The sequence below is a fragment of the Mycobacterium sp. genome (genome assembly GCF_035506235.1).
GTDB lineage: Bacteria > Actinomycetota > Actinomycetes > Mycobacteriales > Mycobacteriaceae > Mycobacterium.
Map to the genome: position 1 here is coordinate 1 of NZ_DATJPU010000118.1, position 16,194 is coordinate 16,194.

Annotated in this window: 15 protein-coding genes and 1 pseudogene; 5 read left to right on the forward strand and 11 right to left on the reverse strand. The window is 66.7% G+C overall.

Annotated elements, in window-relative coordinates:
• From VMD50_RS10760 to VMD50_RS10800, 9 genes are all read right to left on the reverse strand, one after another.
• On the reverse strand, window positions 1–1,478 hold a 1,478-nt coding region (locus VMD50_RS10760; protein WP_325427594.1), incomplete at its 3' end, for a virulence factor Mce family protein.
• On the reverse strand, window positions 1,475–3,034 hold the full coding sequence (locus tag VMD50_RS10765) for a virulence factor Mce family protein (RefSeq protein ID WP_325427596.1): 1,560 nt from the start codon (window positions 3,032–3,034) through the stop codon (window positions 1,475–1,477). The genes VMD50_RS10765 and VMD50_RS10760, both read right to left, overlap by 4 nt.
• Complete coding sequence (locus tag VMD50_RS10770) at window positions 3,031–4,071, reverse strand: virulence factor Mce family protein (protein WP_325427598.1); 1,041 nt, start codon at window positions 4,069–4,071, stop codon at window positions 3,031–3,033. Before VMD50_RS10770 ends, VMD50_RS10765 begins: the two co-directional genes overlap by 4 nt.
• Window positions 4,068–5,393, reverse strand: coding sequence for an MCE family protein (locus VMD50_RS10775; RefSeq protein ID WP_325427600.1), 1,326 nt, complete (start codon window positions 5,391–5,393; stop codon window positions 4,068–4,070). The genes VMD50_RS10770 and VMD50_RS10775 overlap by 4 nt, the downstream gene beginning before the upstream one ends.
• Before the next feature lie 6 nt (window positions 5,394–5,399).
• Window positions 5,400–6,272, reverse strand: coding sequence for an ABC transporter permease (locus VMD50_RS10780; protein WP_325427601.1), 873 nt, complete (start codon window positions 6,270–6,272; stop codon window positions 5,400–5,402).
• Between the two features lies 1 nt (window position 6,273).
• Window positions 6,274–6,987, reverse strand: coding sequence for an MlaE family ABC transporter permease (locus VMD50_RS10785; protein WP_414686045.1), 714 nt, complete (start codon window positions 6,985–6,987; stop codon window positions 6,274–6,276).
• Between the two features lie 544 nt (window positions 6,988–7,531).
• The gene (locus tag VMD50_RS10790) at window positions 7,532–8,203 is read right to left on the reverse strand and encodes a TetR/AcrR family transcriptional regulator (RefSeq protein ID WP_325427603.1); all 672 of its coding nucleotides are present in this window, start codon (window positions 8,201–8,203) and stop codon (window positions 7,532–7,534) included.
• A gap of 318 nt (window positions 8,204–8,521) precedes the next feature.
• Window positions 8,522–8,821, reverse strand: coding sequence for a hypothetical protein (locus VMD50_RS10795; protein ID WP_325427605.1), 300 nt, complete (start codon window positions 8,819–8,821; stop codon window positions 8,522–8,524).
• A gap of 161 nt (window positions 8,822–8,982) precedes the next feature.
• Window positions 8,983–10,305, reverse strand: a complete 1,323-nt coding sequence (locus VMD50_RS10800; protein ID WP_325427607.1) for an acyltransferase family protein — start codon at window positions 10,303–10,305, stop codon at window positions 8,983–8,985.
• A 54-nt stretch (window positions 10,306–10,359) separates the two neighbouring features.
• On the opposite strand from VMD50_RS10800, the gene VMD50_RS10805 reads away from it, so the two are divergent.
• Both VMD50_RS10805 and VMD50_RS10810 read left to right on the forward strand, forming a co-directional pair.
• A complete protein-coding gene (locus tag VMD50_RS10805; RefSeq protein WP_325427609.1) occupies window positions 10,360–11,331 on the forward strand; it encodes an aldo/keto reductase in 972 nt (323 codons plus the stop codon).
• Window positions 11,316–11,465: pseudogene (locus tag VMD50_RS10810) on the forward strand (NAD-dependent epimerase/dehydratase family protein); the annotation flags it as partial. The gene VMD50_RS10805 and the pseudogene VMD50_RS10810, both read left to right, overlap by 16 nt.
• Window positions 11,466–11,506: 41 nt before the next feature.
• Here VMD50_RS10810 and VMD50_RS10815 read toward each other — a convergent pair.
• Both VMD50_RS10815 and VMD50_RS10820 read right to left on the reverse strand, forming a co-directional pair.
• Window positions 11,507–12,607 (reverse strand): NAD-dependent epimerase/dehydratase family protein, encoded by a 1,101-nt coding sequence (locus VMD50_RS10815; protein WP_325427611.1) that lies wholly within the window; start codon window positions 12,605–12,607, stop codon window positions 11,507–11,509.
• Between the two features lie 6 nt (window positions 12,608–12,613).
• Window positions 12,614–13,132: a nuclear transport factor 2 family protein gene (locus tag VMD50_RS10820; RefSeq protein WP_325427613.1), complete on the reverse strand. Its 519-nt coding sequence runs from the start codon at window positions 13,130–13,132 to the stop codon at window positions 12,614–12,616.
• 286 nt (window positions 13,133–13,418) lie between these two features.
• Between VMD50_RS10820 and VMD50_RS10825 the strand changes: the two genes are divergently transcribed.
• The 3 genes from VMD50_RS10825 (at window position 13,419) to VMD50_RS10835 (ending at window position 16,160) form a co-directional block, all read left to right on the forward strand.
• Window positions 13,419–14,675: an acyl-CoA dehydrogenase family protein gene (locus VMD50_RS10825; RefSeq protein WP_325427615.1), complete on the forward strand. Its 1,257-nt coding sequence runs from the start codon at window positions 13,419–13,421 to the stop codon at window positions 14,673–14,675.
• Window positions 14,672–15,538 carry a hypothetical protein gene (locus VMD50_RS10830; RefSeq protein ID WP_325427617.1) on the forward strand — a complete coding sequence of 289 codons (867 nt, stop codon included), beginning with the start codon at window positions 14,672–14,674 and terminating at the stop codon, window positions 15,536–15,538. The genes VMD50_RS10825 and VMD50_RS10830 overlap by 4 nt, the downstream gene beginning before the upstream one ends.
• Window positions 15,539–15,830: 292 nt before the next feature.
• The gene (locus tag VMD50_RS10835) at window positions 15,831–16,160 is read left to right on the forward strand and encodes a DUF732 domain-containing protein (RefSeq protein WP_325427619.1); all 330 of its coding nucleotides are present in this window, start codon (window positions 15,831–15,833) and stop codon (window positions 16,158–16,160) included.
• Window positions 16,161–16,194: the final 34 nt, after the last annotated feature.

Genomic DNA, 16,194 nt, shown 5'->3' on the forward strand with positions numbered 1-16,194 from the left:
GGCGGGATCGGCACCTGCGGCGGGTTCTGCCCGATGACCGGCGCTATCGGGTTTTGGTCGTAGGCGTTCGGCGGTCCCGGCGGGGTCTGCAGTGTCGACTGCACGGGCGCGATGTTGGGCCCGCCCATCAGTTCTGCCAGCGAGTCGGGGGTCATCAGGCCCGCCGTGATGGGCCCCACCTGCTGCCCCTGCATGCCCGGGGCGACGATCCAGCCGTGTTGGGTGTTGCGGTGCGACAACGGCGTATCCGGCACCCAGATCCCCGGGACGGTGGTGTCCTTATACCCGTTGGGCGGCTGCAGCCGCGGCTCGGAGTAGGCGACGTCCTTGGGCAAGGTCTCGGCGGTGTTGCCCGTGTTCAAGCCGAACGGCAGGTAGTTGAACTTGATCGCGTCGAGGATCGGCGCCAGGTATTGCGCGCACAGTTCGGCTGAATCCTGATAGCCCAGCCGACTGCCGGCCTGAATCATGCTGCACACGAACTGCATCGGGTTCGCGAAGTTCGGGATCGCCGGGATGGACATGACCGCGCCGTGCGACGGGTGGTAGATCTGGCTGAGGTTCGTCTCCAGCGTCGGCAGGACGTGCAGGGCGGTCTCCAAACCGTTCAGCGGATCGGGCTGGACCAGCGTGGTGGTCAGGTTGGCCAGGTTGTCGACATCGTGCGCGAGCACCCCGCGGTTCTTGTCCAGGAACGGGCGCAGGGTGGAGAGCAGGCTGTCGAATTGCTGTATCGCAGTGGCCAGCTCATGATCGGACCCGGTCAACTTGTCGGTGAACTGGGCCAGGTTTTGATTCAGCGCGACGAACTGCTGGTCGTCTTTGTGCAGGGCGTTGACGAACTGCGCGAGGCTGTGCACCACCGCGAAGAAGTCGCCGCGGCCCTCGTTCAGCGCGGTCAACGCCCGCGACAGGCTGTTCAGCGTGGTGTTGATCTGCTGGCCCTTGCCGGCCAGCCCGTCCGCGAACGACTCGATGACATCGCCGAACGGACCCTTGGGCTGCTCGGGTGTCGGGCCCAATTTGTTGATGACGTTCGCGACGCTCTCGCGCAGTTGGTCCCACTCGGTGGGGACCTGGGTGCGCTCGATGGGGATCACCGCGTTATCGGCCATCACCGGACCACCCGTGTAGGGCGGCTCCAACTGAATATTCCGCGATGCCACCAGAGTTGGGTTCACGATCACGGCGGACGCGTTGGCGGGCACCTTGTATTTGTTCTCGTAGTGAAACGTCACCTTCATCTTGTCGCCGGCCGGCTCGATCTTGTCGACCGAACCCACGCGAACCCCCATGATCTGGACCTTGTCCCCGGCATAGAGCGCGTTCGCCTCCGGGAAGTAAGCGACCACGGTGTTGGTGGTCAGCTTGTTGTACAGCCGCAACCCGAGGAACCCGGCGAGAACAGCCAGCGCCACCGCCAGCGTCCCGATGACCCTGCGGGCCCGCGGGTTGCGGAAGTTGAAGGCGGTGCTCAATTCTGGCTACCTCCGGTGATGCCGCTACCTCCCGTGCCGCCGGGGTTGATGAGCGGCGCCGGCAGTTGCTGGCCGGGTCCGGGCGGCGCGGGCGGACCCGGCGGCAGACCGGGCGCGAACGTCGACGGTGGCGGCGTCGGACCGGCCGGCGCCAGGTTATCGGTGCGCGCGCCCGGCGGCGCCTGGGCGGGCAGTGGCACCGGTGTGCCCGGCACCTCCGGGGGCGGCTCGCCGGGCCGCCCGGCGATCGCGATCCCCGGTGTCGGGGGCAGGCCGTTCGGGTTCGGCGGCGACGGCTGCACATCGATCGGTGCCGGGAAGCCGCCGCCGAACGGGCCGACGTTTACGCCCGTGCACGGCAACGGGTTCCACGGCCGTGGCAGCGCGTCGGCCGGTGGGGTATACGAACACGCCGTTCCCGGCGGGACGGCCGGTCCCGGATGATCCGGCGTGCCCTCCAGCACGGGGGGAGCGGGGGGCGGCGCCCCGTTGGGGAACCGGGTGCCGTTGGGGTCGGGCCAGCGGAACTCGGGCAACCCGGCGCTGCGCCAGAAGTCCTCGGGGTCGATGCCACGCTTCTTGAAGGCGGCGTCGACGAACGGCTGCAAGATCCAGTACGGCAGCAAGTTGGACAGGACGATCTTGAAGTACGGCCCCGATGCGACGGATTCGCCCAGCGATGCGGCGAATTGGCTGACATACGTGAGGGTTTGAGCCAGGTCGTCCTTCCGCGCCACCAGCACATCGCTGATGGCGCGCAACTGCTCCAGCACGGGATTGAGGTTCGGGTTGTCGTTGATGAACCCCTGCACCTGGGCGGAGAAGGCGGAAATGTTGCCCAGCAGGGCGTCGATGGCCCGTCCACGTTCGTTGAAGGCGGCCAGCAGCGTCTTGGCGTTGACCAGCAGCCGGTTGATCTGTTCGCTGCGGTCACCGAGCACGCTGGCCACCTGGTGGGCCTGAGCGAGCAGGTGCTTGATCTGTTCGTCGCGTTTGCCGATGGTGTCGGAGAATTTGGTCAAACCGTCGAGCGTGGCGCTCAGGTGCGGGTAGGTCTGATCGATGGTCTCGGTCAAGGCGTTCAGCGACCGCTTGACGGTGTCGATGTCCCAGCCCGCGGCGGCCTTGGTGATGTCGAAGTTCGCGTCGTAGAGCTGATAGGGGGTGGTGCTTTGGCCCAGCGGCAGAACGCCTCCCGGCCGCAGCGTCTGGGTTCCCCGCGGCTCGATCTCGAGGACCTTCTTGCCCAGGATGGTGTCGGTCTTGATCGCGAGCCGGCTCTCGGTGCCGATGGTGTTGCTGCCGATGGTGAACTTGATCAGCACGTGATCGCCGTCGATCGCGAACCCCTCCACCTTGCCGACATTCACGCCGGTGATGCGCACCTTGTCGCCCTTGTTGAGTTGACCGGTGTTGGTGAACTGTCCGTAATAGCTCGGGCTGGCAAAAAGCATCGGGACGCTGGTGAAGCTTTGGCCGACGGCGACGACGAGTATCAGCACCGTGATGCCCATGAGACCGACACGGCCGCGGTTGAATTCCGTCAGCGTTCTCATTGCGGGGTGCACCTGCCGGTGGGCTGCTGCCAGATCCTGACCGTGCGGACCGGGCCGCCGGCCTGCAGCCCGTTCCACCTGATTGAAAGATCGCAGAGGTAGAAGTTCACCCAGTCCCCGTAGAGGCCGATGCTGCGTCCGATCAGGTTGAGCGCGGTCGGTGTCTTGTGGATCAGGTCGCCCAGCTGATCCTTCTGGTCGACGAGCGGCTGCTGAAGGGCCTGCAGGTAGTTGATCTCCTTGTGCAGTAGGGCGCGGTTCTCCGCCAGCAGGTCGGCCACCGTTCCGGCGGCGTCGCTGATGTTCGCGGTGCCGGCGGCCAGCGGGTCGGCGTGGTTGGCCAGGCCGGTGATCAACTTCTCGAGGTTGTCGACGGTCTGGTCGAACTCCTTGCGATGACGAACCGTGGTGTCCAGCACGACGTTCAGGTTCTTGACCACCTCGCCGATCGCCTGGTCGCGCTCGGCGATGTGCGCGGTCAGCCGCGCGGTCTGGTCGAGGATGTCGTTGATGGTGCCGCCCTGGCCCTGGAACACGGTGATGATGGCCGACGCGATGGTGTTGACCTTCTGCGGATCGAGCGCTCGGAACAGGGGCTTGAAACCACCGATCAGGGCGTCGAGGTCCAGCGCCGGTGAAGTTCGGGAGAGCGGGATGAATCCGCCCCGCGGCAGCACGCGGTCGGCGCCCTCACCGTCGCCCCGTTTGAGCTCCAGGTAGCGGTCGGCGAACAGATTGAGATAGCGGATCTGGGCTGTCGTCGACTGGTAGAGCGTTATCGAGCGGTCGACGGCGAAGTCCACCTGCGCCCTCCTGCCGCCGTCGACCAGCCGCACGTTTTTGACCTTGCCGACCTCCACTCCCGAGGCACGGACGAACTCGCCGTCGCGCAGCCCGCTCGCATTGTTGAACTCCGCGGTGTAGGTGTCGGTGCGGTTGAAGCGCATCTGTGCGAACACCACGACGATCGACACGGAGATCAGCAGCAGCACCAACGAGACGATGCCGAGCTTGATGGCGGAACCGGTGATTTTCATGGGTTGATCGTGTTGTCCCCGACTTGGCGGCCCCACACGTACTCGATGGCGTACGGGGAGCCGGTATCCAGGTGGTTGTACGGCGCGAGGCTGGCGCCGGTGTCCAGCACCAACTCGGGCGCGGGCCACAGGTCATGGTTGATGGCCTGCCAGCAACCCGGTGCGCCTCCCGGCCCGCCGCGGGCGTTCACGCGCGGCAGATTGTCCGGAAACACATAGGGATTCGGCGCTCCGCCGACCAGTCCGGCCAGCCCCAGGAGCCCCTGCGTGAGCACCGTCCCGGCCAGTCCCGGGAGGGTCAGGATGCCGCCCAACCCTGACGTCAGCTCGGTCATGGTCCTCAGCGCGTAGCCGTTGCCGCCGCCCGTCGTCGCATAGGCGGCGGGTTCTTCGTCGTAGTAGTTGTGGATGGTGCAGAAGATCTCCGGGCTGTAGGTGTCGAGCAGCTGGGCCGTGGGCACCAGATCGGCGGTCCCCCTTTGCAGGTAGGGCCCGCCGCGCCGGAAGATGTCTTCCCCGGTGTTACCCAACCCGGTCGAGGCCAGCAACGCGGCGTCCAGCTCGGCTTCCTGCCGGTGCAGCGTGCGCGCCGTGATGACCGCGTTGTTCAGGGAGTCCAACAGATCCGGTGCGGCGTTGGCGTAGGTGTCGCCCAGGGCCGCCAGGCGCTGAATGTCGTGCCGGATCTGCGGCATCTGCGGGTTGATGTCGTCGAGGATGGCGTTGGCGTTGACGATCGATTGCCCGAACTTGTCGCCCAGCCCGGTCAATGCCTGCGCGGCCGCGGCCAGCGTGAGATTCACCTTGACCGGGTCCACCTTTTCCGCGATCAAGGTGATCGTTTCGAACAACGTGTTGAACTCCGTGGTCACCGACCTCGCATCAATCACCTGCTGCGGGGTAACGCGTTGCGGTGTGGGGTTTTTCGGTGATGTCAACGACACGTACTTGTTGCCGAAGATCGTGGTGGCCTTGATATTGGCATCCACGTTGGCCGGAATCAGCTTGATGTAATTGGGATTGACCTCCAAGACGAACTTGGCCGTGGGTATGCCGTCGCTCTGGATCTCCGAAATAGTGGACACCCGGCCGATCTCCACCCCGTTGTAGGTGACCTTCGACCCGGGATCCATCACCAACCCCGCCCTCGGGGCCAGCATCGTCAAGGGCGTCTTCGGCGTGAGCCGGCCCCGAAACTGCAGCCATACCAAGGACAACACCAGCGCGGCGACCACCAAGAACACCGCAGCCGTCGTCTTGTACGGCGGGATCCGTGGCGGGTGCTCCTTGACTTTCGGGGCCGGGGCTGTCGGGGTTGTCACGGGCGGCTACACGGTGAGATTGAAGTTCGGGCTTTTGCCGTAGACCGCCATCGCGGTCAGCACGACCACGACAACGATCGTGACCAACGACAGCCGCATCGACCGGCCGACCGCTTCACCGACGCCGACCGGCCCGCCGCTGGCGTTGTAGCCGTAGTAGCAGTGGGTGGTCATCACGACGACCGCAACCAGGATGACCTCCGCGAACGACCAGCCCACGTCGTTGAGGCGCAGGAACGTGTGGAAGTAGTGGTTGTATGTACCGGCGGACTGTCCGTAGAAGAAAACCGTGGTGACCTGCTGGGACACGAAGGCCAGGGTGATCGCCAACCCGTAGAGCGGGATGATGACGATGAGGCCCGACACGATCCGGGTGGACGCGAGGTAGGCGACCGACCGGATACTCATCACCTCCAGCGCGTCGATCTCCTCGCTGATGCGCATGGCGCCCAGTTCGGCGGTGGCGCCGGCCCCCACGGTTGCGGCCAGCGCCTGACCGGCGGCCACCGGCGCCACAAACCGCACGTTGACCAGTGCGGCCAAGAACCCGGTGAATGCCTCGACGCCGATGTTGCCCAGCGTCGCGTAGCCCTGGATGGCCACCAGCGAGCCGGCGGACAGGGTGATGAAGCCGACGATGGCGGCGGTGCCCCCGACCACGGCCATCGCGCCGGTACCCATCCCCATCTGGGCGACCATCCGCAGCATCTCCCTGCGGTAGCGGCGCAGGGCGAAGGGGATCTGCCCGACGGCGCTCATTGCGAACCAGACCATCTGCCCGATCTCGACCAGTACCCGGGCCGGGGCTTCTGCGTACCGAATGAGGGTGTCCTTCGGGAAGTGGAACCCCGAGGGTGCGGCCGCTGTAGTCGCGGTCATCTCAGTGCCCCGTTCCGAACCGGACACCGATGGTGGTCAGCGCCGCGTTGACCGCGAAAAGCGCGATGAAACACAGCACCACGGTCTCGTTGACGGCGGTGCCCAAACCTTTGGACCCGCCGCGGACGATCAGCCCGCGGTAGCAGCCGACCAGGCCGGCGATCAGCCCGAACGTCGCGGCCTTGATGAACGCGATCACCACCTCGGGCAGGCCGGTGAGCGCCGTCAACGTGGAGAGGTAGGCACCGCTCGAGACGTTCTGCAGGTACACGCTGAAGAGGTAGCCGCCCCCCAGGCCGACCGCGACCACGAGGCCGTTGAGCAGCACCGCGACCATCGTCGAGGCGACGACGCGCGGCGCCACCAGTCGGTGGATCGGGTCGATGCCGAGCACCTCGAGCGCATCGATCTCCTCGCGGATGGTGCGGGCGCCGAGGTCGGCGCAGATGGCGGTGCCCCCGGCGCCGGCGACCACCAGCACCGTCACGATCGGCCCCAGCTGCGTGACCGCGCCGATCGCGGCGCCCGCACCGGAGACGTCGGCGGCGCCGATCTCGGCCAGCAGGAGGTTGAGCGTGAAGATCAGCAGCACGGTTTCCGGGATGGACACTGCGATGGTCGGCAGCAGCGATACCCGCATGAGGAACCAGCCGGTCCAGATGAACTCACGCCATTCGAACGGCTGCCTCAGGGCTTTGGCGGTCAGCACGCACATCCGGAAGAACCCGCCGGCCACTTCCGTCCCCGGCCGGATCTTCTCGAGCGCTTTACTGCCGATTACGTGCGAGGCGGTCATGCGCGCCGGCAATCGACGGGGGCACCGAATCGCGACTTTCCCACCGCTTGTTTACGACAGCGGGCCGAGGCCCGACCAGCAGGCTTGCCCGCCATGGGTGAATGGTGTGAAAAGTGTTCCGCCCTATATGATTTCGAGCTGTATGTGAGCGGCGAGGATTTGCGGCGCAACGGTTCTCGGTATGGCGCGCGGTGCAGCGCAGCGCCTTGTTCCCGACACCGGTTGGCGGGTGCCGCCCTTCGGCTCCGCCTCGCGCCTGCTTGCCCCACGCAGCAACTATCGCATTAGACCGTACGGTCAGTCAATAACAAGCCGTGCCTGCCCGCCGCTACCTATTGCGCTCGGGTGACCGGGGCCGCCCGCCGATCGAGTCCGCCTTACCGGCCTCCTGCGCGGGTCACCGCGGCCGTCGCGGGTTGGCAACCAATCAGCCTCCCGCGCAAAGCATCCCGCGGCTACACGATCAATCTGTCGCGGCCGCGTCCGCGGCGAGACATTCCCGCACCACCGAGACGATGTCCGTGGCAGGGTCCGCCCATCTGCTGAGCCCAAAGCGATCGAGCAACAGGCCGCCGAGGAACACGTCGACGAAAGCGGCCCCGACCTGTTCGGGTGTGCGGGAATCGGCGGGGTGGAACCACACCCACATCCACTCCAGCGATCCCCACAGCTGCAGGGCCGCCAGTTCGGCGTCCACGGATCGGAACACGCCGCTCTCTATCCCGTTGCGGATCTCCTCAATCGCGAGCATTTGCAACCGGTTGCGCAGTTCGCGCACTTGCTGCATCGCCGGGTCTTCGGACAACTGAACCACCTCGCGCCGGCTTGCCACCGTCGCGTCGCGTTCGGTCACCTGCAGCAGTACGGAGGCGTAGATGATGGCGGCGATGCGTTCGTGCGGCGCGGCCACGCGATCCCACACCATCCCCAGCACGTCGAGCTGGCGGGCGAGGTGGGTTTCTTCAAGCTCGCGCAACATCTGCGCTTTGGTTCCGAAGTGATGAACTATGGTGCCCTTGGACATCCCGAGCTCGTCGGCGATGTCGCCGATATTCGTTCTGTCGTAGCCACGTTCGGCGACGTAGCGGACGAACGCGTCGAGGATCTCGCCACGTCTTCCAGGCGATCTGGGCATCTTCAACCCTTCGGCGCAGACTAACCGTACGAACGGTCTACCATAACTTGCCCCGCGCCGGAACCCGCGCTACCGATTGCGCGAGTCCCCGGATCGGTCAGATGGCACAGGGATGGCCCGTCGGGGAACGGCCACGAGCGAGGGTCCGAGGTCCGGAATTGCGCGCCCACCAAAGCAGTTGCGGCCGGGCAGACGTGGCTTCGGGAACGCAAACTCGATCCACGGTCCGGCTTCAGGGAGCGGGATGCGGATACGGGCCCATGACGTGCGTCCGTTACGGCCCTCCCGGCGCACGGTGGGCCGACGGTGTCTGTACCGCTAGGCAGCCACCGAACCGTCCGGCGCGGTGACGACATACATGTTCGCGCCAGGTGCTGCCTTGATTTCGCCGGCGGTGTACACGGTCATGAGTTCCCTGCCGTCGGTGTCGACAACACACACATAGGTGTCGGTCTCAGCGTCATAGGCGAAGCTGTCCCAAGCCAATAGGAACGCCAAGCAGTTGCCGTCGCGGTCCGTGACGACAAGCTTGTGCGCGCCGGAATCCTTCAATAGCTCGGCATCCCGCTCGCGCTGCTGGGGGACCGGGCTGTCTTCGAGCGTTAGGCTGTTTAGCATCTGTGTACTCCCTTGGCGACGTTTTCTTCGTCCGGTCCGAGCGCTGAGACACCCCGAACCTACTACAGTTTCGCCCCGGGATACGCCCGTTGACCAGGGCAATACGACCCCAGTCAAGAGGTCGTTAGTCGCTTGAGCCGAGGGCGCCGATCCGCGGGAGTTCACCCGGCGGCAGGTGCCGGATCGACCGCACGCCGGCCGACCTTGGTGGGGCGAAGCGCCACCAGCAGCACCCCGACGGCGAAGACTGCCGCGGTCGCCCACGGATAACGCCCGTCCGGCGCGAAGCCTGTGTAGGCGAACAGGTGCAGACCAAAGGCGGCCAGCGCGGCGCCGGCCAGCATGGACGCCTCGCCCCAGCGGGCGGTGACGGGTATGCCGAGCATGGGCAGCGGAGCCGCGAAGAAGCGCCGTTGCCACCACAACAGCAGCAGCTCGAACGCAGTCACCACGCTGAGGACGACCACCCACTCCAGTCGAGCCAGCCACCACGCGCCGCTTCCCTCCGGCGGTTGCGGCAGCAGGCCCGCCGGGTAAGCGACGACAGCGACGATGACGACCGGAATCATGTGCCAGAGGTAAAGGGCCATCACATTGTTATTCGCCACGGACAGCACTCGCTTGACGAAGCCCCCGCGCAGGACGCGGTTGAGCGCGGGCGCCAGCGTCACCACCAGTCCGGCCTGTGCGCACGCGAAGGCCAGCATCGCCACCGTCGGCGGCGTGGTGTTCTGCACCGCCTGGCCGGGAACGCCGATCATGCTGACCGGGTAGCGTCCCAGCCAGATCAACAGCGCCAGCACGACCGCCGAGCCGACCGCGAGCAGCGCCGGCCTGGGCCCGGACAACAGCCCGCCGTGCCAAGCGATTCCGAGCTGGTAGAGCGCGCCCCAGCACAGGAAGTAATTCAGCCAGCCGACGTATGGCACGTGGCCCGCGATGGTCGCGACGTCGACCACCGCGACCCCCAGCGCCAGCACAGCCGGCACCAGGAGCCCCCAACGCCGTTGTGCGGCAATGGCAATCGGTGTCAGCGACACCACCACCAGGTAAACGGCGAGAAACCACAGGTGCATCGCCACCGCCCAACCCGCGTATTCGAGCACCGAGCCGGGCACGCCAAAACCCATCAGAACCAACACGATCACCGACACCAGCGTGACGTAGACCGCGGTCGGCCCGAGCACCCGGGCCAGTCGATGTCGAAGCCAGACCTCGCGCGAGAAACCCTCGGCGCCACACCGATGGGTCCACGACACCGCACCCGCGTAGCCGGCCGCCAGGAAAAACACCGGCACCGCCTGGAAGATCCAGGTCAGCCATTGGGTCCAGGGGAGGTCGACGAGTGGGTTTTCCCGGCCGAAAGACCCGTCGTGATAGGTCACCGACCCGGCCAGCCAATGCCCCAGCACGATGAGGACCACGCCCGATGCGCGATAGAAGTCGACGGCCAGATTGCGGGCCGGTGGCGCGGTGTCCTGCACGAGCGCAACGGTACCCGCCCCGTGACTCGAAGCGGCTCGGCGCACAATGGGCCCATGAAACGGGCTCATCTCGCAGAACTCGAAGTTGGACGCCTCGGCCTGGGCGCGATGGGCATGTCCGTCGCGTATGCCGGCGCCGGCAGCGACAACGCCGAAGCGATCCGCACCATCCACCGCGCCATCGACCTCGGCGTCACGCTGATCGACACCGCAGAGGTCTATGGCCCCTACTTCAACGAAGAACTCGTTGCCCGCGCCCTACGGGGCCGACGTGATCAGGTGGTGCTGGCGACCAAGTTCGGCCTGCTCTCCCACACCGGCCGCAACGGCCTCGACAGCAGCCCCGCCAACATCCGCGTCGCCGTGGACGGGTCCCTGCAGAGGCTGGCGACCGACCACATCGACCTCTGCTACCAACACCGCCTGGACCGAAACACCCCGATCGAAGACACGATCGGGGCGCTGGCCGAGCTGGTCGCCGCCGGAAAGGTTCGGCACATAGGTCTTTCGGAAGTCGGCGTCAACACGATTCGCCGCGCCCACGCCGTGCACCCCATCACCGCCGTGCAGTCCGAATACTCATTGTGGACCCGAGACCCCGAGGACGGGGTGCTCGACGTCTTGCGCGAGCTGGGGATCGGGTTCGTCGCCTACTCGCCGCTGGGCCGCGGCTTCCTCACCGGCGCGATCCGCTCCACCGCGAAGCTTCCCGACACCGATTACCGCAAGACCAACCCCCGTTTCTTCGACGAGAACTTCCAGCACAACCTCAACTGCGCGGACGAGGTGCGCGACGTCGCCGCCGACGCCGGCGCCACCCCGGCTCAGGTCGCGCTGGCCTGGCTGCTGGCGAAAGGGCCTGACGTCGTGCCAATTCCGGGAACCAAGCGGGTAGCAAGGCTCGAGGAAAACGTCGCCGCCGACACCGTCGAGCTCACCCCCGACCAGCAGGCAAGACTCGACAAGCTCACCCCGCCCGTCGGCGGCCACCACGCCGAGGCGCAAATGGGATGGATCGACCGCTAGTGGCGGCCCGCAAGAAGCTGGTAATCGGCGCCAGCGGTTTCCTGGGATCCCATGTCACGCGTCAGCTCGTCGCGACGGGCGCCGACGTGCGAGTCATGTTGCGCCGCAGCAGTTCCACCAAGGGCATCGACGAAGACTCGATCCGCGAGGCCGCGGTCCTCTTCGCTTCGCGGGGTTAGTCCGCCCCGGCCAGCGCCTCCGAGCCGTACTTCTTCTCGATCAGCGCCCACGGGTCGGCGTACGGGCCGCGTCGCTCGGCCCGCCGCTGCAGCTCGAGAGCGGCGCGCACGAGCGGCCGCAACAGCGGCCCAAGTGCCCGCAAGACGATGCGCCGCCGGCCCTGCGATTCGGCGATCCAGGCCAGGGTCTGGTGCCAGTCGTGCTCTTGGAAGTCGAGCAGCGCCTGCGATTCGGTGGTGTCGTACCAGCCGGTGAAGCTCCAGCCGCGGTCGTCGCCGGGGTCGCCGGGCAGACTCGCCGACGGCCCCAGCCGGCCCAGGCCGGCGGCGGTCATCAGGTCGTCCTCGAGGTCGCGCTGCAACATCACATACGATTCGTTGCCCCCGATGAGCAGCACCTTGCCCGCGATCGTCGCTTCGCGATCGACGCCGTTGGCGAACGCCAGCGCCACGTCACGCGCGTCCACTACGTGCATGCGGTTGTCTCCCGGAATCGAGCGCATCAGGGTCAGGTAGTCACCGTTGATGTCGGCCTGGGTATCCGGCGAGATGATCCCACCCAATCGGTAGAGCGCATACGGCAGACCGCTGGCCCGGATCGCCGCCTCGGCCAGCACCTTGTCCTCGCCATACTGATCGATGGGCTGCACCGGCGTGTCCGGGGTGATCCGCTCCGGGTGGCGGTAGGGGTTGCGCGAGCCGTACACCGCGGCGCTGGAGGCCATCAGGAACAGCGGGGGACGGGGCAGCGTCGCGGCCGCCGCCAGCAGGTTCTCCGTACCGCCCACATTGACGCGTCGCGCCAGCCCGGGATTGCGGTAGGACGGCGGCGAGACGATCGCGGCGAGGTGGATGATCGCTTCGGGCCGATGGGTCGCGACCAGATCGCGCAACGCCTCGGCGTCCAACAGGTCGACGTAGGCCGGAATCAGCGCCTCGGCCTGCCCGCCCGCACCCAATTCATGCTGGGCCGCAACGGTTTTGGCGTTGCAGAGGTCCATCGCCACGACGGTTCGTCCCCGATCGAGCAGGAGCTGCGTGCATCGCTTGCCGACCTGGCCGAACGCGCCGGTGATCAGGATGGTGCCAACAGTCATCGACGCCTACCGCTCGATCATCCGGCCGGCGAGCTTGGCAGCCGCGCGCCGGATCCGGTCGGAGATGTACACCGAGAACACCGGGGTGACGATGTCCTCGCGCAGCCGGGTCAGCTTGGAGCTCTTGATAACCCATTGCCCGGCGACGTTCTCGTAGGTCTCGTGGTAGTGGCCGTAGCCGACCAGGGTCACCCCCGGCCCGAAGCGGACCACATCTTGCAGCGCCCACACCCCGCGCGCCGTCGTCGCCGACGTCAATTCGATCTCGGGCGCGTGCACCTGATGGGCGGTCGCCTGCGTGGGGCGTCCGATGCCTCTGCGGGTGAACGCAACGAAATTGTCGGCGCCGAGAATCAGCTTGCCGCCGGCGTCGGACGTGTCGCTGAGGAAATCGTCGGCGAAGAGGGACCGCCACGCCGCCCAGTCCTTGGCGTCGAGGTAGCGGCAATAGCGGGCCTTGAGCTGCTTGATGGACTCGATGGCCAGCAGCGTCGTGGCGTTGTCCTCGGTGGTCTGCTCCGTCATTGCGGCTCGATTCCGGTCGACCGGCGTTTCCGCCAAGCGTGACACGTCACGCGAAACTGTAACCCGAGAGGCGGCGGTCGGCGCGTGCGGTGCGCAAAGCGTGGTGTTGCGAAGAAACCGATGTGACCAGTGTGACGAAGCGCGGGGTGCGCAAGTCCACTTTTATGAGGGCGACGAGATCGACGAGAAGGCGCTCAAGGCGGCCTGTACAGTCGCGAAGCGGTGCTGTACAGTCGCCCAGCACAAGCTCTGGGAGGCCATCGGCGATGACGCGCAGGCGAATTCGGTGAGCGCCGAGTCGGCTGAGAGTGTGGCCGAGTTCCGCAGCCGGGCCAAAGCCTGGTTGTCCGCGAACCTGCCGAGGCTGGACTCGAACGACGCGATGGTCCTCGAGCGCGACGAGCTGTCCTCCTGGCGGCGCGCCCGCGAACTGCAACGGAAGTTGTACGACGGGGGATTCGCCGGCATCTGCTTTCCCCGCGAGTACGGCGGGCTCGGGTTGGGCTACGAATACAAGAAGGCGTTCGACGCCGAGGCGCTGGCCTATGAGACGCCGCTGCTGCTCAACATCCCGTCGTTCGCCATCTGCTGCGCGACGATCCTGGACATGGGCAGCGAGGAGCAAAAACGCACCCACATCCCGGCGGCGCTGCGCGGCGACGAAGTGCTCGTCCAGCTGCTCTCCGAACCCAGCGGCGGCTCGGACCTCGCGGGCGTCATCACCCGCGCCGACCGCCGGGACGGGCGGTGGATCATCAACGGCGCCAAGACGTGGAGCACCTGGGCGTTCGCCGCCGACTACGGCCTGTGCCTGGCCCGAACCGACTGGGACGCACCCAAACACGACGGCCTGACGATGTTCCTGGTCCCGCTACGGCACCCCGGGGTGACTATCAACCGCATCCGTCAGGTCAACGGCTCGGTCGAGTTCTGCGAGGAGTTCTTCGACGACGTCGACGTGGGCGACGACGCCGTCGTCGGGGAACCGGGCAAGGGCTGGGACGTTGCCTCCCGGCAGCTCTACCACGAGCGGCGCACGATGGGCGACGGTTCGGAGTACACAAGCGGCCCCGGAATCGCTGAGGCCGAGGACATTTCGATCGACCTGATGGCGCTGGTCGACCGAGCAAAGCTGGGGGAGAGCGCACGCGCCCGGGAGATGGCCGGCCGGGCCCTGGTCCACCGGGCGGTGCAGAAACAACTCAGCGAGCACGTCTTCCACGCCGTCGTCGCCGGGTCCCTGCCGCCTGCCGCGGGGTCGATCATCAGGCTGGGCATGGCCGCGGCCCACGACGTCGAGAACGACACCGCCCACGCCATCGCCGGCTCGGCGGCCGTGGTCGAGGACGACGTGGGGTTGCTCGGGATCGGCACGCGCTACCTGGGCCGTCAGATCGCCAGCATCGGGGGCGGCACGACGGAGATGGCGCGCAACGTGATCGGCGAGCGGGTCCTCAACTTTCCGCGCGAGTACGCCGCCGACCGCGGTGTGCCGTTCAACCAGGTGCGCCGGGGCAAAGCCGCAGCGGGAGGCCGGAAGTGAACGACCAACTGCGTGACATCCGCGAGCTGGCCGGCGACACCGACGCCTATCGCGACGAGTTGTTCCGGCGCTGGACCGGCCTGCTCAGCTACCGCTACATCGGCCGCAACCACTCGTCCATGAACGAGGGCGAGACCGACGACACCGTCACCATCCGCCGCGACATGCGCAACGAGGCCGGCGGACTCATGGTGGCGCCGCTGGCCATCGCGTCGCCGGAGGGATGCCAGACCGACATGGTCGCCGTTCCCAACCCGGTCATCGCGTCGGTGCAGATCATCGACCCCGGCTACGACGTCGCGAGGATCGAGATCGTCGGGTCCGGCATCGTGCACCAGGGCCGAACGATGGGCTACGGGCGGTGCACGATCGTGGACGCCGACAACCCCGACCGGGTGATCGCCTTCAACGAGGGGCAGGGGGCCGTCATCGGCGTCCCCCCGGAAGGCCTTGGCAAGATGGATGTTTCGGGCACCGAGCTGGTCATAGAGGACTCGCCCGACCTGCCGCCGCTGTGGCAAGCCTTCGGCGCCGGGAAGCGCGGCGATGGCCATTGGGTGCTGCCGGCGCTGAGCGCCGAGCTCGCCTCCCCGGACGCCGCGCTGCACATCGGGCCCCAACACGTCCTCCTCGAGACCGCGGCGACCGACCTGGCCGCCGAGGTCGCGGGAACCCGGAAGGTGCAGGTAATCAGCTGGCACGTCATGTTCATGTCCCGCGGCAAGGTGGGGCCCTTCCGCGTACAGGGCACGGCGCATGCCGGAGTGCCGGGGCGTGTCGGCGTGCGCATGCTCCTGCACGACGAGGGAAACGCGGACAAGGCCATCACCTCCGCCGCGGCGATCTTCGATGTCGTGAGCTAGCCGACGGTTGAATTCTCGCCGGCGCCAAGGGCAGTCGACCGCCCACGCGCTCAATTGAATTAAGCCGGAATTAAAAGCGAACGGCTGGTTAAACTTCGCGCTTTCGACGGCCGTCCCGGCCGTGGGCTGTTGACCGCCCAGCCTGCGTCAAAGGATCATTGACATGAGAAACCATCGTCGTCTGAAACCATCGACGTCGGAACTGTTTGATGTTTGAGTCCGCGCCCGGATGTCGATCCGATCGGGCGAGGCAGGCCTTTGGAGGTTATTGGGAATTATGAGACAACGCGGAATGACAATCACAATGTGCGCGAGCGCGTTCGGTGCGCTGCTGGCCGTCGGGCTCATGCCGGCAGCCGTCGCGCATGCCGACCAGACGGACCAGGACTTCAACAGCTTCCTGCAGTCGCACGGGATCGACGTGGGCTCCCCGGCCCAGACAGTGAACATGGCACACGTGATGTGCAAAGATCTCGACGCGGGCTATACCGAGAAGGACGAGGTGGACCAGTTCACGGGCGCGCACCGGCTGAACCAGGACCAAGCCCAGATGTTCGTCGGTGCGGCCACCGCGGACTACTGCCCCCAGCACCACCCCGCCAGCAAACCGGCTAAAAAGTAACGGCGGCCGCAGCGAGCCCGCCCCGACGCAGGTC

Coding starts and splice junctions, on each gene's coding strand:
- VMD50_RS10765 (WP_325427596.1), bottom strand. CDS start 3,034: ATGAGAACGCTGACGGAATTCAACCGCGGCCGTGTCGGTCTCATGGGC.
- VMD50_RS10770 (WP_325427598.1), bottom strand. CDS start 4,071: ATGAAAATCACCGGTTCCGCCATCAAGCTCGGCATCGTCTCGTTGGTG.
- VMD50_RS10780 (WP_325427601.1), bottom strand. CDS start 6,272: ATGACCGCGACTACAGCGGCCGCACCCTCGGGGTTCCACTTCCCGAAG.
- VMD50_RS10785 (WP_414686045.1), bottom strand. CDS start 6,987: ATGTGCGTGCTGACCGCCAAAGCCCTGAGGCAGCCGTTCGAATGGCGT.
- VMD50_RS10790 (WP_325427603.1), bottom strand. CDS start 8,203: ATGCCCAGATCGCCTGGAAGACGTGGCGAGATCCTCGACGCGTTCGTC.
- VMD50_RS10795 (WP_325427605.1), bottom strand. CDS start 8,821: ATGCTAAACAGCCTAACGCTCGAAGACAGCCCGGTCCCCCAGCAGCGC.
- VMD50_RS10805 (WP_325427609.1), top strand. CDS start 10,360: ATGAAACGGGCTCATCTCGCAGAACTCGAAGTTGGACGCCTCGGCCTG.
- VMD50_RS10815 (WP_325427611.1), bottom strand. CDS start 12,607: ATGACTGTTGGCACCATCCTGATCACCGGCGCGTTCGGCCAGGTCGGC.
- VMD50_RS10820 (WP_325427613.1), bottom strand. CDS start 13,132: ATGACGGAGCAGACCACCGAGGACAACGCCACGACGCTGCTGGCCATC.
- VMD50_RS10835 (WP_325427619.1), top strand. CDS start 15,831: ATGACAATCACAATGTGCGCGAGCGCGTTCGGTGCGCTGCTGGCCGTC.